The organism is Nocardioides sp. P4_G10 (genome assembly GCF_056401175.1).
On the sequence record NZ_JBFUJV010000023.1, the window covers coordinates 1 to 16,749 of the forward strand.

The following is a 16,749-nucleotide window of genomic DNA, read 5'->3' on the forward strand; positions in this document are numbered from 1 at the left end:
GTCGAGGACGCCGCGGCCCATGGTGCGATCGCCGGGCCCAGCGGGTCGGTCGTCGGCGACCAGGTCGCCCTGGCCGTCACGCTGCAGGCCATGGAGGCCAACGAGGGCGACCTCCTGATGCTGCGTGCCGCTGCCGTCGCCGACCCGGAGACCGGCCGGTGCGTCGTGCTGGTCGGCCCTGCTGGCAGCGGGCGCTCGACCGCCGCCCGGACGCTCGCGCGGCACTTCGGCTACGTCACCGACGACACCGTCGCCTTCACCGCAGCGCTCGACCTGCTCCCCTACAGCAAGCCGCTGCTCTCGACCGACGACCCCGCGCAGGGCCTGCTTTCCCCCGACGACCTCGGCCTGCGCCAGGCACCGGGCGACCTCCGCCCGGCGGCGGTGCTCCTGCTCGAGCGCCACGCCGAGGGCTTCGTCCCGCCCGTGCTCACCGAGCTCCCCACCGCGGAGGCGATCGCCCACCTGTCGGGCAACGCGTCCTACCTGCGCTCGCTCGACAAGCCCCTGCACCGCCTGGCCGCTCTCGTCGAGGAGGTGGGCGGGGTGCACCGGGTCGACTACCGCGAGGCCGACGACCTGGTCGCCGTCACCCAGCAGCTGCTCAACCACCCGCCGGCACGCGACATCGAGACGGAGTCGGCGCCCGAGCCGACCGTCGTCGAGCTCCTCGGACCCGACACCACCGACGGCGGCGAGCGCGTACGCCGCAGCGACTTCGTCGACTTCCACGTCAGCGACGGCGTCGGCTGCGTGATGCTCGGCGAGACCGTCGTCGCGCTGTCCTTGCTGGCCACCCGCGTCCTCACCCYGCTCGGTGACGGGTCGGCCAGCCTCGACCGCCTCGGCGAGGCGCTCCTCGTCGAGCTCGGCGAGCCCGAGTCCGGCGACGCCAGGTCGCTCGTCCAGACCCACGTCGACGACCTCGTCGAGGTCGGCGTCCTCACCCGCGTCTGACGCGAGCAGGAGCAACGCCGTGCGTGCCGTCATCCAGCGGGTGCTGTCCGCCAGCGTGCGCGTCGACGGCGAGGTCGTCGGCGAGCTCGACCGCCCGGGACTGCTGGTCTACCTCGGGGTCACCCACGACGACGGCCCGACCGAGGTCGCGTGGACGGCCCGCAAGATCTGGGACCTGCGGCTCCTGCGCGACGAGCAGAGCGCCAGCGACGTCGGCGCGCCCGTGCTGGTCGTCAGCCAGTTCACGCTGTACGGCGACGCGCGCAAGGGCCGCCGGCCCACCTGGCAGGCGGCCGCGCCGGGCCCGGTGAGCGAGCCGCTCTACGACGCGGTCTGCGCCGAGCTCGAACGCCTCGGCGCCCACGTGGAGCACGGCCGCTTCGGCGCCGACATGCGCGTCGAGAGCGTCAACGACGGCCCGATCACCCTCGTCCTCGACTCGCCGTCACAAACCTGGCTGGTCGAGTAGCCCGCGAGGACGACCCCTCGCTGGTCGAGTAGCCCGCGAGGAACGAGCGGGCATATCGAGACCCCGGAACCTCACTTCGGGCCCGTCTCCCACACCCGCGCCCAGTCGACCTCCATGGTCTGGGGCAGCTTGCCGTCGGAGCGCGGCAGCTCGTAGTCCGAGGACAGCAGGCTGAGGATCAGGAACTCCGGGCGCCCGGAGGTCTCCCCCTTCAGGCGCTGGGTGACCTTGTCGTCGATGCGGAAGACGTACTCGTCGGGCGTCCACTCCACGGAGAACACGTGGTACTTCTCGGCCCAGTCGTCGCCCAGCTCGTCGGCGTTGGGGAGCCAGCCGCCGACGGTCTGCTTCTCGCCATTCTCGTCGAGGAAGTAGGTGAAGCTGGTCAGCCCGCCCTCGGGGTGTTCGTCGCCGAAGTACTCGATGACGTCGATCTCGGCGCCACCCTTCTTCGGGCCGCCGGTGCCCTGACCGCCGACCGGCTGCATCCAGAAGGCCGAGTGCTGGCCGCGGCTGGGCTGCGTCTTGATCCGAGCGGCAGCAAAGCCGTACGTGAACGCGACCTTGTGCTCGGTGCCGACGTGGCCGTTGAGCCGGTAGGAGAACTTCTTGCGCTTCCCGGGGAGCTGGCACTCGTCGCCCTCGCGGTCCGGGTCCTCCAGCACGCTGAGCTTCAGCACACCGTCGGCCACCTCGGCGGCGTCCGCGCTGGCCTTGGAGCAGGTGCGGACGCCCGTATAGCCCTGGTCGCGCGTCAGCCACATGGCGTCGGGGCCGTCGACGCTGTCCTCGTCGTCGAAGTCGTCGGTGAAGGTCGCCTCGGGGGCGTCGTCGGTCGAGACCTTGGTGCCGATCGCATCCTCGCCGTCGCCGACCACCACGTGGAGGTCGCCGGAGTCGCGGCTGGTGAGCGAGACGCGGCCCTTGGCGTCGGTCTCCTGCTCGTCGACGTCGGACCAGCCGTCGTCGTCCTTCGCGACCAGGGTGACCGTGGTCCCCTCCTCCGCGTCGGCGATCGTGGCGTCCACGACCCAGGCGGCGGCGGCGGCGGACTCGACGTCCTCGCCGTTGGCAGCGAGCTGGGGCAGCACCTGCGCCTGCACGCTGTCGCTCTTCTCGTACGACGGCGGCGTGGGGTCGCCCTCGTCGGCCGAGCTGCAGCCGGTGACGAGCAGGGCGCTTGCGAGAACGGCCGCAAGGGCCCGGGGGGTGGTCCGCATGCGCGCCATTGTGACGAAGGGACCGCGACCGAGACCAATCGTCCCGGCACCGTCCGACCCTCAGGGCCGGCCGTCACCCGGTGATGCGTGCGGCACTCCCGGACATCACTGCCACACGGCGGCGCGACCTGGAGAGCGCCCGGGCCTCGTGCGCCCATCGTGAGGCCTCGCTGCGGCGACACTCGACGCGTGAGAGGTGTGCCACCCGGTCCACCGCGACGGACGGGACTCGAACGGGCGCGGCCACGGCGTCGGGACGGGCCGCGAACATCCGCCCGACCACCACGGCGACGGGGAACGACAGCAGGATCCACGCTGCGAGGATCATGAGCGCCCAGACGACCATGCCGTGTTGTTACCCCCATCACACCCGGGTCAAACCTCTCGACACGAATTAGTCGCGAACCGGTCCTCCGGCGACCCGCCCCGACCACGCCCGGCAGTGCGAATCGTCGGTCAGGCGGCGCGTCGCTACGATGATGGCTGCTGTCCCCGAGAGAGGCCGTCGCAAACGCCATGACCAACACCCACGTCGACTACCAGCTGAGCCAGCTGGACCAGCTCGAGGCCGAGTCGATCCACATCTTCCGTGAGGTCGCCGCCGAGTTCGAGAAGCCCGTCCTGATGTTCTCCGGTGGCAAGGACTCCATCGTCATGCTCCGCCTGGCGGAGAAGGCGTTCTTCCCGGCCAAGCTGCCGTTCCCGCTGCTCCAGGTCGACACCGGCCTGGACTTCGACGAGGTGCTGACCACCCGCGACTCGTGGGTCGAGCGGCTGGGTGCGCGGATGATCGTGGCCACGATCGATGAGGCGATCGCTGCGGGTCACGTGGTCGATGACGGCAAGACCAGCCGCAACCGCATGCAGATCGGCACCCTGCTCGGCGCGATCGAGGAGAACGGCTTCACCGCCGCCTTCGGTGGCGGTCGCCGCGACGAGGAGAAGGCCCGCGCCAAGGAGCGCGTCTACTCCCACCGCGACGACTTCGGCCAGTGGGACCCCAAGATGCAGCGCCCCGAGCTGTGGAGCCTGTACAACGGCCGCATCCACGCCGGCGAGCACATGCGCATCTTCCCGCTGTCCAACTGGACCGAGCTCGACATCTGGCACTACATCCACCGCGAGGAGATCGAGATCCCCTCCATCTACTTCGCCCACGAGCGCGAGGTCGTCGAGCGCGACGGCATGCTGCTGTCGGTCGGCCAGGAGATCCAGCCCAAGGGTGGCGAGAAGGTCGAGAAGAAGATGGTGCGGTTCCGCACCGTGGGTGACCGCACCCAGACCGGCTGCGTGGAGTCCGAGGCCACCGACACCGCAGCCATCATCGACGAGATCGCCATCGCCCGAGTGACGGAGCGAGGCGCCACCCGTGGCGACGACCGCTTCTCCGAGGCAGCCATGGAAGACCGCAAGAAGGAAGGCTACTTCTGATGGCCAGCACCACTGACGCCCACACCGCCGCCCAGGGCGAGATGGACCTGCTCCGCTTCGCGACCGCCGGTTCGGTCGACGACGGCAAGTCCACGCTCATCGGGCGCCTGCTGCTGGACTCGAAGTCGATCTTCGAGGACCAGCTCGAGGCGGTGGAGTCGACCAGCCAGTCCAAGGGCTACGACTACACCGACCTGGCGCTGCTGACCGACGGCCTGCGCTCCGAGCGCGAGCAGGGCATCACCATCGACGTGGCCTACCGCTACTTCGCCACTCCGGCGCGCAAGTTCATCATCGCCGACACCCCGGGCCACATCCAGTACACCCGCAACATGGTGACCGGCGCCTCGACCGCCGACCTGGGCCTCGTCCTCGTCGACGCCCGCCAAGGCCTCACTGAGCAGTCCCGCCGGCACGCGGTCCTGCTCTCGCTGCTGCGCGTGCCGCACCTCGTGCTGGCGATCAACAAGATGGACCTCGTCGACTGGTCGCAGGAGGTCTACGAGAAGATCCACAAGGAGTTCACGACCTTCGCGACGAAGCTCAACATCCCTGACCTCGAGGTCATCCCGATCTCGGCCCTGCAGGGCGACAACGTCGTCAACCGGTCCGAGAACACCCCGTGGTACTCCGGCCCGACGCTCATGCACCACCTCGAGCACGTCCACGTCGCCTCCGACCGCGACCTCGTGGACACCCGCTTCCCGGTGCAGTACGTCATCCGCCCCAAGTCCGACCAATACCACGACTTCCGCGGGTACGCCGGCCAGGTGGCCGGCGGCGTTCTGAAGAAGGGCGACGAGGTCGTCGTTCTTCCGAGCGGCATGACGTCGACCATTTCCAAGGTCGAGCTCTTCGACCAGGAGATTTCCGAGGCGTTCCCGCCCATGTCGGTGACGATCCACCTCGAGGACGACGTCGACGTCTCCCGCGGCGACATGATCGCCCGCCCGAAGAACGCGCCCAAGCCCAGCCAGGACATCGACGCGATGATCTGCTGGATGACCAACGAGCCGCTGCGTCCGCGCCAGAAGCTCGCCATCAAGCACACGACCCGCATGGGCCGCGCGATGGTCAAGGACATCCAGTACCGCCTCGACGTGAACTCGCTGCACCGCGACCAGGAGGCCGGCGAGCTCTCACTCAACGAGATCGGCCGCGTCCAGCTGCGCACCACTGTGCCGCTGCTCTGCGACCCGTACTCGAAGAACCGCACGACCGGCTCGTTCATCCTGATCGACGAGGCCACCGGGGTCACCGTTGGCGCCGGGATGATCAATAGCGCGAGCTAGGCGCTCCCGCCCGGTTCTTGCGGCGCGAGAGTCGCCTATGCGGTCAGCCCGAACTGCGCCCCGGCGGTTTCCGTCCTTCTCGGATCTCAGCATCGAGCGACTGGCAACCGCGACGATCGTCATCTCACGGCAACTCGGCGAAGGAGTTCAAAGTTGAACGTTCGACGGCGGCTGAGCCGCGCTAGACGCGCCTATGTCCACGCCAAGCTTCGCGCAGCCGGGGTGCACATCGGCGACGGGTCAGATGTCGGGCGTCCCAAAGCGATAGGCCACGGAGCCTCTATCAGCATTGGCGCTCGATGCCGCGTTGGCCCTGACGCCCGACTCTTCGCTGTGCAGCACCAAGCAGCTATCGACGGCATCGGCCGGATCGAAATCGGGGACGACGTCTATATCGGGACGGACGCGTACTTGGTTGCTCACTCGGAGGTCCGAATCGGAGACGGTGCGGTCATCAGCGATCACGTCTTCATGAATGACGGTACCCATGGACTGCAGCCCGACCACGGACGCATCATGGAACAACCGGTTGCGGTGAAAGGCCCGATAATCATCGGCAGGGGAGCCTTCGTCGGTTACCGGGCGGTCCTCCTACCAGACGTCACCATCGGAGATCACGCCGTAGTGTGCGCGCAATCGGTCGTGACACGAAGCGTCCCGCCGCAAACGATGGTGGCTGGGGCTCCAGCGCGACCTATCAAGACGTACGATAACGAAACGGGCGCTTGGGTGGCGTATCGCACTTGAGTAGAAGTCGGGGCGATTACGTGAACTGAACCTCACGGAACAGGCCATAGACCCCGGGCATTCGCGTCCCTCGTGGCTACTAATGGGATCGGATCACCCTCGCCGGCACCCCGGCCGCTACAGCGCCGTCCGGAACGTCGCTTGCGACAACGGAGTTAGCGCCTATGACGCACCTCGCTCCGATCCGAACGTCCGGGAGCACAACCACCCCCACCCCCAAGAAACTGCCAGGTCCTATATAGACTTCGTGTTCGCCGCCTACCAATTCCGCGGCAACACTGCCTGCCACATCCGTCGGGCTTGAATGGCTGGTATCCACAATTGCGCATCGTGGCGCCAAAACGACATTGTCGGAAATTGTGACTCTTGACGAGCAAACGATATGAACATCTTGCTCTATCGATACCCGGTTGCCAATCGACAAATTGGGCTCAATTTCGCCGGTTCTATGAATGACCTCAATCCTGGCCCCATCCCGGACCTCAGTACGTTCACCAATATGTATCCACTTTCCGCCAGCAACGAGGACCGGGCGTCGGATCATCGACCGTGGGCCGAACGAACCAAGCACACGGCGGTAGTAAAACGACGACCAGAGTCGCGACTTCATTCGAGCGACACGGACAAGGACGTCAGTCGACATATCTATCATTATCCTCTGTTCCCTTGCTGCAGCATGACCACGGGCCGCGAGACAGCTCGCCAAAGCCGCACCCTATCTAGCGCTTGAAGCCCGGTCCAAAGCACTCCAAAGAACGACGTGACCACTCCGGCGAAAATCACCGATAGAGACGCGGCTACGCCTATGTCAATCGTCTCCGCGATCCACACTGCTAGAATCGCCGGCCCCTGCCAAAGTACTGCTGAGACGACACGGACAAATACAAATTTCCGTTCCACAAACTGCGTAATCCCTACGACAGGCATAACCGAGCACGTGGTCAGCATTACCGCCAGCACCGATGATAAAAGGAGAGCACACGCCACCCCCGTCGCCCCAAATAGCTGGCCGCCCGCGATTACTAAGACTACGGCGAAAATGGCGTCCAACACTGGCTGTAGCTTTACCTTGGAATGCCGGCCCGTTGAAATCGCCGCAAAACTAATTGGAGACATGCTGTGCCGCAAGGCGGCCGCATAGATCACCAAGACAATGGCCATCGTAGATACGGACCCCTCGGCTAGGACGCCAGCCACTGCAGTTGTAAGTCCGACCCCGACTGCGCCGAGGGCGAAGGGCAGAGCAACCCCCAGGGAAATTACACGCTCAAGGACAGGCCCAATACTGGCTGGGCGTTTCGCCGCCCGAGTCAGCTCCGAGAGCACTGGACTAAAAATCGCCTGCGCGGCCCCCATTACGCCCATCCCTACCGAAACGGCCAGAGCAAATGTCGGAAGTGCGGCATAATCAAGGCGCCCAACAACTACGGGTGCCATCGCGAAGGTCGGAAGCGAACAAATCGCCCACAAGGCCAGCGGGCCTGAAAACCGAAGAAGCCTAGCGAAGGAATATGCATCTGAATCTTGCGGTACGGCGGGCGCGCTCGTGGTAACCCATCGCCATATTATGTAGACAATTGCAGCCGAAGGTAGGGAATACGCGAACGCGAGAATGCTCAATGAACTGCTTAGGGCTGCAGCAGCAGTGACACCAACCACAACACCAAGGCGCCCCAGAGCGAAAACCAACGAGGGCGCCAACTGGCGCTGGAGTCCAGCGAAGTATCCCGCTCCCACGTTTGCCACCAGTACGCATGACTGGGCAAACGTAACGACAACCAACGAAAGAGCCACTGTAGATTCTAGATAGCGCGGAAGGTCAGGGAACAACCCCTTGATATGCCAAGCGGCTAAGGCAGATCCGCCAATGGCAAGGAGACCAATCAGGCTTAGCGCCTGCATGCCGCGGATGCCGGCTTGCCGAGCAGCCGCCCTGTTCCCGGCGGCGAGATTTTCAGCCGCGATAGCCTGAATTGACGTTGACATGCCCAGATCGAAGTACATGACGAACGAGCTGAGGCTCAGTATGACCGACCACGCTGCGTACTCGGGTCCTGGCATCAGTAGGTACAAGAGGAACGGTAGGGCTACAAGCGCCAGACTATTTGCACCAGCCCTGATCGCACTCGCAGCCGAGTTGGACACAAGAACGTCTAGCGGTCGAACGGCGTGTGCCCCCATCACTGCCTCATCCGCCCATCGCCTATGGGCCAAGTCGTACGATGTCCGACTGGTGTTGGGTCTTCCCAGCTCTGCGCGGGGCGAGACGCTCGCCCTCGGTGGTCGAGTTGTGCAACCGTTTCAACAGCCCGTCCATTCTCGACCTGACCGGCCCCGAGGACACCAATCAAGATCCAGAGTAGTGGCGTCGAGAGATCCGGTTCCGCCGCAATCTTAGCCAGCAGGAGCGCGAGTAGCGCCAGCCACACGGCTGGAGCAGACCGGAACTGCACGCCTCGCCATAGTCGCACGCAAGCGACGCCAAACAGCAGCGTTCCCAATACGCCAACGTTGCTAAGCAACGTTGTCGCAAAACTTGAAGCTCGGTTGGCACCTAGGCCAGCGCCCAACCCCCACGTATCAAGCATCACGTGAAGGGCCCGAATATCGGCGGCGAAGCGGGAGACAGCAGAATCTGAAGCCGACTTGGTGCTCACCAAGTCGATTACATAAGAAGTCAAGGGATTCGGCATCAGAGCCAGGCACGCTAGGACCAGGGGGGCGAGAGCGACGGCGGGAGGAATCCGCCGGTTTCGATGCACCCCGCGCAGCCATGCAGCTGTGACGACAACTACAACCAGCGCTCCCCCAGCAACGACTGCAGTGCCAGAAGCAGATTGCGCAAGATTGAGCAGACTGAGCGCAAGCCACGCGCCCGGCCACACGCGGGCCCTGCCTCGGCCGACGAACATCCGATAGCCGAAGTAGGCGGAGCTAGCCAGGGCAAATGCCGCTAGGTAAGACGGCTCGGAAAAGGTCCCGAAGTGGCGCGTTTCGCCTGCGTTGTAGCCCGCTCCCGGATAGTTCCGGAACCAAGAATCGATCAAGGCCGATGCCCGAGGAAGGAGCAACGACATCGCACTAAGACCGATTCCGCAAACAAACGCCGCCTCGGGCAACCGCGACGATCGAGCGGCCGCATTCGCTAGAACAAAGGCAATCGCAATATTGATGACTAGTAGAACAATTTGGAAGCGCATTCCTGGCGTGTAGGCAAGCGCGGTTGGCGTCTTTACAGCCGCATCGATTCCAATGTCCGGCGCGAGCACCGGAACACCCGCAAACAGTTGGGGAGAAAGGACGCTGACCACGATTCCCACGAGCGCAAGGAGAGCAAAGGTCCGGAATGCGCCTTGCGCGGACCCGCGACGCCGTAGCGCCGTAAGCCAGAACGAGAAGAGCGTCGCTGATCCAACTAGATAGAACGGAGTGACGCTCGCATTGGACCCGATATTTATGGCCGCGGTTGTCGGAAAGGCTGCAGCGGCACTGAGGATCCATGGGAGCGCGCGCCGCTGCAACAGAACGGCTGCGCATGTCACGCCGAGGAAGACAATTCCAATTTCTGTTACCGATAGGATCATCTCTGACACTCCCCTGGCATATCTGCATACAGACTGCCTTGCGGGCTCGGCCCAATGTCGGCAAACAGCCCAGCACGGAATGCGCGGAGGCGGCGCGCACTCGCGCTTACTCCATCCTTCCGCAGAATGAATCTGGCTGCCACCCAGGCTGCCAAGAATGCGTAACTAAAAAGTCGACTCGGCAGGCTTTGCAGCTTCCTGACGGCGATGATCCGATTCTGCGACTCCCACCAAATAGAAAACGGTGACTTTGTTCCGCCAGTCGACGAACTCTCTTTATGGAGCAGAACTGTTGACGGCGCCAAGACGTACGAGTATCCCAATCGCCGCGCGCGGACGCTGAAGTCGACATCGTCGTAGTAGACAAAATAGTCCTCATCCATGAGCCCCGCCCTGTGGAAGTCAGTCGTCCTTCCGAGCAGACTGCACGTCGGCGCGTACTCCACTTCGCGTGGGACCTCCGGGGGCCGGAGTCCTCTCTGGCCGCGGCCAGGATGCGATACCTTGAACGCGAAAGCGTCTCGAATCGTGCCGTCGTTGTACCAGACCGTACCAACTGGATCGGACGACTCGATGAATGTCGTAACAAAGGACCCGGGTAATGCCGATGCAGTGGACAACATAACACTGATGTAATCCGGCGGCAGGACCGTGTCATTATTGAGGAGAAGCACCCATCCGATTCCTAGCTCGCTCGCCCGGCGGATGCCTTGATTATTGCCTATCGCTACCCCGAGGTTGCGAGAATTCCTGAACACCTCAACACCGGTAAGACCGAAGGACTCGATCAGTTCGGCCGATGAGTCCTCGGACGCGTTATCTACCGCTATCAGACGCACACCTGGGTGGGTCTGCGCGCKTAGACTGCGCAGAAAGTCTGGGAGCACGGCAGCGCCGTTGTAGGTGACGGTGACAACCGCAACTTGCACTTCGCGGCGGCTTTCTTGGTTCGCGTTACATTCCACAGCCACTACCGTCGACGATCGCTAGATGGGGGCCTGAGCGAGGCAGCACCGTGGGGTCCGGGTAGTGCACCTTCTACTACATCGTTGTACAAAGAAGGAGCGGGAGTAGGTGCCATCTCCTCTGGATGGTTTCGGGAGCGCGCTGCACGTCTCCGATGCCACCCCAACGCTGGCCGTTCCACGAATATCCAGCTTCCCCACGCCAGAGGGGCGGCGAGCAGGACCGCAATGGCAGAGAAGATCAAGAACGGCAAATTTACCAGCACCGTGCTTGCTATGAGTTGCTCGACAGGAAAACCATAAATGTACATGCCGTAGGAGATGTCGTTGTCCAAGCGAAGCCTCGGGTGTCGGAGAAGGATCCCAACACCCAGGACGACGTAAGACACTGGGAGGGCGGCCACCAGTCGGTAGTCTGGGAGCGCAGCTGCAGAGACCCCTATGACCATTATTGCGCCTGCAATGATGGGCCATGACAGTCGGACCCGGCGGCGTAGGAGAAACAACAACGCGCCGCCCGAGAACATGAGGCCAAGACGGGACGCGTCCCCGACAAACTTTGGTACTTCATTGACGACCGCATAGAGGCTTGCGCTCCAGCACGCTACAAAAACAGTTAGATAGATCAGGTCGGGGCGTCGGCGGACGGCAGTGCCAATTGCCACCGCCATGACATAACAAGCAAACTCCCACTTTAGCGTCCACAGCGACGCGTTCCAGTCCCCGGGCCACGGGACTGCATGCGGGCCACCGGCTATGTCGTGCTGGAAGACAATTAGGAACCCGTTTGCGAACGGGTACCCGAGCCAGCTCGCCAGGTCACGCGCCAGCTCGCTTGTGGTGTGGGTCAGCGCCGCGGCAATAGGAGCGAAAATCACTGCAGTCATCAAGAGACATACCCAGTAGGCCGGAAACAGCCTAGTTGCCCGAGCCTCTATGAATGACATTGCGTTTGCCGCTCGCCCCCAGCTACGAACTATCAGGAATCCCGAGATGGCGAAGAAGCCGTCGACGGGGAGCTGTCCGACCAGCGGATCGAACAGTCCACGAGGATCGGTGGAACCGGACGTCACCACGGCCCCATGCGTGAAGATCACGGCGGACGCCAGGGCCAGTCGTACAGCGTTCAGAGAGTTGGCGCGAGGTACGAATGCGGTCTCGATTGTTCTCGAATTCTTGGATGGCATCGACAAAAGGCCCATTAGGCGTCTCCCATCAAGAGGTCCCCCAGCGCTCGCCGGACCCCCTGCGCAGTGTCGCTCCATGTGCCCGAGGCCGTGCGCTCTGTTGCTTGCGGCGCCCGCAGACAGCTTACGATCGCTCCGGCGAGGTCTGACGGGGTCGGCGGAACCACCTGCACACGGTCCCCGTGGATGCGGTCGATTCCATTATCGTTCGTTGATATCGCCGGAATCCCGAAAAAGAATGCTTCAGATATGGGGAGACCAAAACCCTCGTCTGTCGACGCTAGCACGATCGCCGCAGCACTCTGCACCCGTTTCTGGTAGTCGCTTTCCTCGACAAAACCCGGTAGTTCGACGTGGTCGCCAATACCCAATTCGGTCGCGAGACGCCGCAGTTCTTTGGCGAACTCGCCTCGTGCTCCGAGAACGGTCAACGGCGTGCGTACGGCCGAGCCCTGAGCAACCTCCGCCATCGCGCGAATGACCAGATCGGGGCGCTTGTTCGCGTGGTGGCCAAAGGTGACCACAGAGCGCGCCTGGGGCTCTGTCGGGACAAGAACCGGCCAGCGGCGGGCGTGATCCTGCCCGTTCTCCACGATCACGCGTCGCGCCCGAGGCGCAATGCCCGCGGTCTCCTCGTCTGTCTTTGGCGATATCTGGATCGCCAGATCGGCGTGGTTGGTCGACCACACCCACGAGCGCCGATAGACGCGCTGCGACGTGCCGAATTCTTCTGGGCGGACCAGGTGTCGCCAGTCATGAACGGTGCATACCCGCGGGCGGCCCTGCACGAGCGGGCTTGCGACGAGGCTGATGGACAGAACCGCATCGGCCTTTACGCGTCGGGCGACCAAGGGTGTGTAGAGCCACTGGCCGACGAGCCGTCCCGCGACGGTCTCGCGCAGCTCGTGGACGCGTACGCCGTGGTTACCGAACGCCTTGGATGCCCACGGGTACCCAACCACGTGGATGTCGTCCCCGGACTCAAGCTCCGCCCACGCCTTGACGAGCTCCTCTGCGTACAACCGCATGCCGCCCGAACGTTCCGGTGCGCCTAAGGTATCGATCAGGATTCTCACGACATGGCCTTCCCAGGTGCAGCACCAGCGGATACTTCGTGAATCCAGGACCGGAGCGAGTACCTCTCGAACCCCGGTGGCGCTGCGCCTGGCCGGCTTCGGGATGCCAACTGGTCATACAGGGCGGCCGAGTCGATCTCAGCGGGATCGGTTGGAACGACTACAACTCTGGCCGGGTCGAAGAACGGCTCGAGGGTGATCGCTGCATTGGTCGTCACGAGAATCGCCCCTGACGCAAGGACCTCGAATGTTCGCATGGTCAGCCCGTGTTGGCCTGATCGCTGCATGTCCAGGACTGCGTGAGATGTTTTGAAGATCTCGGCGATCCCCCGTTTGGCCATCGGGTCGAACGAGACCTCCGACCAAGGCACGTCGCGATGCTCGCGAGTGATGTACTTCAGGACGAAGAAGTACCACCGAGCAGGAACGAAGAAGAACCCGAAGGTGGCGTGAGAGTCAGCGAAGCACCTCTGCGCGAACGTGTACCGCTCAGTGTGCAGCGTTCCGACGAATGCCAGGTCGTACGCACGCGACGTCTGTGAGGCGTTGCTGGGTGCGGCGTCAAAGTCGTCCACATAGAAGAGGGGGAGGTAGTTGAAATCGTTTCTGCACGCGACGTCCTCTCGGTCAAAGCTCAGTCGAGTGTCGAAGCAGTCGAGCACTTCTAGGCAGTTGCCAGCGTTCGCCAGAGCGTCGTAGGTGTAGAAGACGAAGCGCGCACTGGGGTTGTCGGCTCGCAATTGCTCCAGGAACCACCGGGGCACCACTTCAGCCTTCACGACCAGAACCAAATCAAACTGTTCTCCGCGCAACTTCCGTTGCCAGGACCGGTAGTACCTGTCGACCCAGCCCTTTGCGAGCTGCTTGCGCACCCGCAAGAGCGCGCGCACCAAGGCAGTGTTGGACGGTCGCTCGTCAACGAGAAGCGTTGACCACCCCTGCCCCTCGAGCTCAGCGACGATGTCGCGCTCGTACCCGAAGAAAGAGGGAGAGATGATGAGCGCTCGTTGCGCTGCCGGCGACATCACTTCAGCAGGTTCTTCTGCCGCATTTCCTCGAGCGAACGTTCGTACCCACTCTCGGAGACAGCTTGAGTGTTGACCCAGCCAACAAAGTTCGACAACCCCTCGCCGAACGAGACGCGGGGAGACCATCCCAGAGCGGCGCGGATCTGCGAAATGTCCGCAACATTGTGCCTGATGTCGCCGAGCCGGAAGTTGCCCGTGATCTCGACTGGAACCTGCATCCCCAGGGCGCTCATCAACTCGGCGACGACCTCGTTGACTGTCGTGGCAACCCCACTGCCGACGTTGAACACCTTGTCGTTGGCCCGGTGACTCTCGAGCGCATCGGCCGTCGCAGCCACAACGTCGTCGATGTAGACGAAGTCGCGGCTTTCCAAACCGTCCTCGAAGATGTTGATGGAACTGCCCTGCCGAATGCGGGTCGAAAAGATCGACAGAATTCCGGTGTACGGGTTCGTGAGGGACTGCCCCGGACCGTAGACGTTCTGGTAGCGGAGAGCCACCCCCGCCATACCGAGAGTCGGGGCCACAGTCATTACCAGCGATTCCTGCATCTGCTTGGTGATGCCGTACACGGACGACGGATGCAGCTTCGCGTCCTCACCTGTCGGGATCATCCGCAGAGGTCCTACCCCGGGATGCGTGACGTCGAACAGGCCAGAGAGCAGGTCGGACTCACCCCGTCGGTCAGGACACACGCGCATCCCATCCGGGGTCTCGTAGCTCCCCTCGCCATAGATGGACCGGGATGAAGCAACCACGATCTTTCGGACGGTGCGCTCGCTCTCGCTCCCCAACACCTCGAGGAGCGTCGCGGTGCCGCCGATGTTCACCCGCGTGTAGTGCTCGATCTGATACATGGATTCGCCCGTGCCGGTCTCGGCCGCGAGATGAACGACCGCATCCTGGTCCTGAACCGCAGCACGAACGTCATCCCGCGAGGTCACGTCACCGCGCAGGACCCGGGCGTACCGTGACGCGTGCTGGACGAGCGGACTCGTCTCCGGCTGCGGGCCGTGGATCTTCGGCAGGAAGTTGTCGAGGACGGTGACGGTGTGCCCCCGCTCGCTGAGTTCTTGGGCCAGACGCGACCCGATGAACCCAGCACCGCCAGTAATGAGCACGCGTGACAAGACATCTCCTCCGAGATTGATAACTGGACTGCTGGCGCTTCGGGAACGTGGATCAGTAGGCGCCGTCGGTCGCAATGACCGCGCGCACCGTACGCCACAGGATCGCAAGATCTGCCGTCATCGACCAGTTCTCGACGTAGTGGACGTCGAGGTTGATTGCCTCATCGAACGACAGGTCCGATCGACCCGAGACCTGCCAGAGTCCAGTCATCCCGGGCTTGACCGTCAGACGTCGCGTCGCGACGCGGTCGTATCGCTCGACCTCGAAGTCACGCTGGGGCCGCGGTCCGACCAAGCTCATGTCACCCCGTAGGACATTCAGCAGTTGGGGGAGCTCATCGATCGAGTAGCGCCTGATGAAGCTGCCGACGCGCGTCACCCTTGGGTCCTTCGTCAGCTTCGGCAGTTCGGCGAGTGACTTGCCTTCCGCCGCCAACAGCTCGGCCAACTGGCTGTCCGCGTCGCGTCGCATCGAGCGGAACTTGACCATCCCGAAGCGCTCGCCACTGCGACCGATCCTCTCCTGGCGGTAGAAGACGGCGCCCGGGCTCGACAGCTTGACCGCGACAGCGGTCGCCATGAATACAGGGGACAGCGCTGCCAGGATGAACAGTGAGCCGAGAAGGTCGAAAGCGCGCTTGCCGAGGCGCCCGGCGGCCGCGAACTGGGGCTCGCTGACGTGCAGCATCGGCATGCCTGAGATGTCTTGGAGGAAGAGACGCGAGGATGCCACGTTCAGCACGTTGGGAGACAGGATCAGATCGATGTTCGATCCTTCCAGCTGCCACGCAAGATCACGGAGCGACTCATGCCCGAGATGCTCGGTGTCAGTGACCACAACGGTGGTCGCCCCAGAGATGGCCAGAGCTTCTGCGAAGTCGGTGCGTGACGACATCACTGGAATGACGACCGAGGTGTCGTCGGGCACCACATCGAGGGGCATGCCTCCGTCAGGTACCCAGACGCCGCACACCTGGTAACCCGCGGTCTTGTGCTTGGAGAACCAGTTGGCGAGCTCCGACGCCGCTCGCTCGCCTCCGATGACCAGGACCCTCGCCACCGCCTCGCCGTTGACGCGGGCGCGGTGGAGGCTCAGACGAGCGATCTTGCGCTCGACCAGGAGCCCAGCGAGTCCGAGTGGGAAGGCAGTAGCCAGGTACAACCGGGAGGCATCCATCTTGAGAGCAACCGACAGCATGGCAAGCACGGCGAACACCCGGAAGGTTGCCAGGATGACTCGGCGGTACTCTTCCCAGCCGTGGCCCACGACCTTGGGGCTACGAGCCTGGTGCGCCTGAAGCGACAGCCACCACATCGCCGCGATCGCGACGCCGAGCACTGCGTAGGAAGCGCCGAGTCCACTGACCGGTCGATCGGGGGTTCCACCGAATCGCACGACCTGAGCGGCACCGAGCGCGATCACCAACACGATCAAGTCGCCGAAGATGAGAGCGCGCGCGTGACGTCGCCGCCAGTCGACAGCGTTGCTAGTCTCCTGGCCGACGACCTGGATCGAGCGGTGCACGACCTCGGGTCGACGGATGGCGACCTCGGGCACACGACTGACTACGGACACTGCATCCCCCACGGATGACTTGCCGAGACCATCTGGCCCCGAGAACGACGTCAATCAACCCCTGACTGACACCCCCACGCTAAGCGA

Annotated in this window: 16 protein-coding genes; 5 read left to right on the top strand and 11 right to left on the bottom strand. The window is 63.7% G+C overall.

What is annotated here, in order from left to right:
* Positions 1 to 957 (top strand): hypothetical protein (locus tag AC1DP1_RS19190; RefSeq protein ID WP_477508199.1); only part of this gene is annotated, 957 nt, incomplete at its 5' end.
* 19 nt (positions 958 to 976) lie between these two features.
* Positions 977 to 1,426, top strand: a complete 450-nt coding sequence (dtd, locus tag AC1DP1_RS19195) for a D-aminoacyl-tRNA deacylase (RefSeq protein WP_477508200.1) — start codon at positions 977 to 979, stop codon at positions 1,424 to 1,426.
* Positions 1,427 to 1,497: 71 nt separating this feature from the next.
* Here dtd and AC1DP1_RS19200 read toward each other — a convergent pair whose 3' ends face one another.
* Complete coding sequence (locus AC1DP1_RS19200) at positions 1,498 to 2,646, bottom strand: glycoside hydrolase family 16 protein (RefSeq protein WP_477508201.1); 1,149 nt, start codon at positions 2,644 to 2,646, stop codon at positions 1,498 to 1,500.
* 73 nt (positions 2,647 to 2,719) lie between these two features.
* Entirely contained in the window at positions 2,720 to 2,992 is a 273-nt protein-coding gene (locus tag AC1DP1_RS19205; RefSeq protein WP_477508202.1) for a hypothetical protein, read from the bottom strand.
* Positions 2,993 to 3,162: 170 nt separating this feature from the next.
* Between AC1DP1_RS19205 and cysD the strand changes: the two genes are divergently transcribed.
* On the top strand, positions 3,163 to 4,077 hold the full coding sequence (cysD, locus tag AC1DP1_RS19210; protein WP_300047360.1) for a sulfate adenylyltransferase subunit CysD: 915 nt from the start codon (positions 3,163 to 3,165) through the stop codon (positions 4,075 to 4,077).
* On the top strand, positions 4,077 to 5,369 hold the full coding sequence (gene cysN, locus AC1DP1_RS19215) for a sulfate adenylyltransferase subunit CysN (protein ID WP_477508203.1): 1,293 nt from the start codon (positions 4,077 to 4,079) through the stop codon (positions 5,367 to 5,369). The genes cysD and cysN overlap by 1 nt, the downstream gene beginning before the upstream one ends.
* 240 nt (positions 5,370 to 5,609) lie before the next feature.
* On the opposite strand, the gene AC1DP1_RS19220 is transcribed toward cysN, so the two are convergent.
* Positions 5,610 to 5,876, bottom strand: coding sequence for a hypothetical protein (locus AC1DP1_RS19220; protein WP_477508254.1), 267 nt, complete (start codon positions 5,874 to 5,876; stop codon positions 5,610 to 5,612).
* A 9-nt stretch (positions 5,877 to 5,885) separates the two neighbouring features.
* On the opposite strand from AC1DP1_RS19220, the gene AC1DP1_RS19225 reads away from it, so the two are divergent.
* Positions 5,886 to 6,116: an acyltransferase gene (locus AC1DP1_RS19225; protein WP_477508249.1), complete on the top strand. Its 231-nt coding sequence runs from the start codon at positions 5,886 to 5,888 to the stop codon at positions 6,114 to 6,116.
* 79 nt (positions 6,117 to 6,195) lie between these two features.
* On the opposite strand, the gene AC1DP1_RS19230 is transcribed toward AC1DP1_RS19225, so the two are convergent.
* The 8 genes from AC1DP1_RS19230 to AC1DP1_RS19265 all read right to left on the bottom strand — a co-directional run bounded on the left by AC1DP1_RS19230 (position 6,196) and on the right by AC1DP1_RS19265 (position 16,644).
* Complete coding sequence (locus AC1DP1_RS19230) at positions 6,196 to 6,768, bottom strand: acyltransferase (protein ID WP_477508250.1); 573 nt, start codon at positions 6,766 to 6,768, stop codon at positions 6,196 to 6,198.
* Between the two features lie 1,528 nt (positions 6,769 to 8,296).
* Positions 8,297 to 9,709 carry a hypothetical protein gene (locus AC1DP1_RS19235; RefSeq protein WP_477508204.1) on the bottom strand — a complete coding sequence of 471 codons (1,413 nt, stop codon included), beginning with the start codon at positions 9,707 to 9,709 and terminating at the stop codon, positions 8,297 to 8,299.
* Positions 9,697 to 10,671, bottom strand: a complete 975-nt coding sequence (locus AC1DP1_RS19240; RefSeq protein WP_477508205.1) for a glycosyltransferase family 2 protein — start codon at positions 10,669 to 10,671, stop codon at positions 9,697 to 9,699. The genes AC1DP1_RS19235 and AC1DP1_RS19240 overlap by 13 nt, the downstream gene beginning before the upstream one ends.
* The gene (locus AC1DP1_RS19245) at positions 10,671 to 11,762 is read right to left on the bottom strand and encodes an acyltransferase family protein (protein ID WP_477508206.1); all 1,092 of its coding nucleotides are present in this window, start codon (positions 11,760 to 11,762) and stop codon (positions 10,671 to 10,673) included. The genes AC1DP1_RS19240 and AC1DP1_RS19245 overlap by 1 nt, the downstream gene beginning before the upstream one ends.
* A 104-nt stretch (positions 11,763 to 11,866) precedes the next feature.
* Positions 11,867 to 12,928 carry a glycosyltransferase gene (locus AC1DP1_RS19250; protein ID WP_477508207.1) on the bottom strand — a complete coding sequence of 354 codons (1,062 nt, stop codon included), beginning with the start codon at positions 12,926 to 12,928 and terminating at the stop codon, positions 11,867 to 11,869.
* The gene (locus AC1DP1_RS19255; RefSeq protein ID WP_477508251.1) at positions 12,925 to 13,953 is read right to left on the bottom strand and encodes a WaaS/CpsH family glycosyltransferase; all 1,029 of its coding nucleotides are present in this window, start codon (positions 13,951 to 13,953) and stop codon (positions 12,925 to 12,927) included. Before AC1DP1_RS19255 ends, AC1DP1_RS19250 begins: the two co-directional genes overlap by 4 nt.
* Entirely contained in the window at positions 13,953 to 15,077 is a 1,125-nt protein-coding gene (locus AC1DP1_RS19260; protein WP_477508252.1) for an NAD-dependent epimerase/dehydratase family protein, read from the bottom strand. The genes AC1DP1_RS19255 and AC1DP1_RS19260 overlap by 1 nt, the downstream gene beginning before the upstream one ends.
* 61 nt (positions 15,078 to 15,138) lie before the next feature.
* Positions 15,139 to 16,644, bottom strand: coding sequence for a sugar transferase (locus AC1DP1_RS19265; protein ID WP_477508208.1), 1,506 nt, complete (start codon positions 16,642 to 16,644; stop codon positions 15,139 to 15,141).
* Between the last annotated feature and the right edge of the window lie 105 nt (positions 16,645 to 16,749).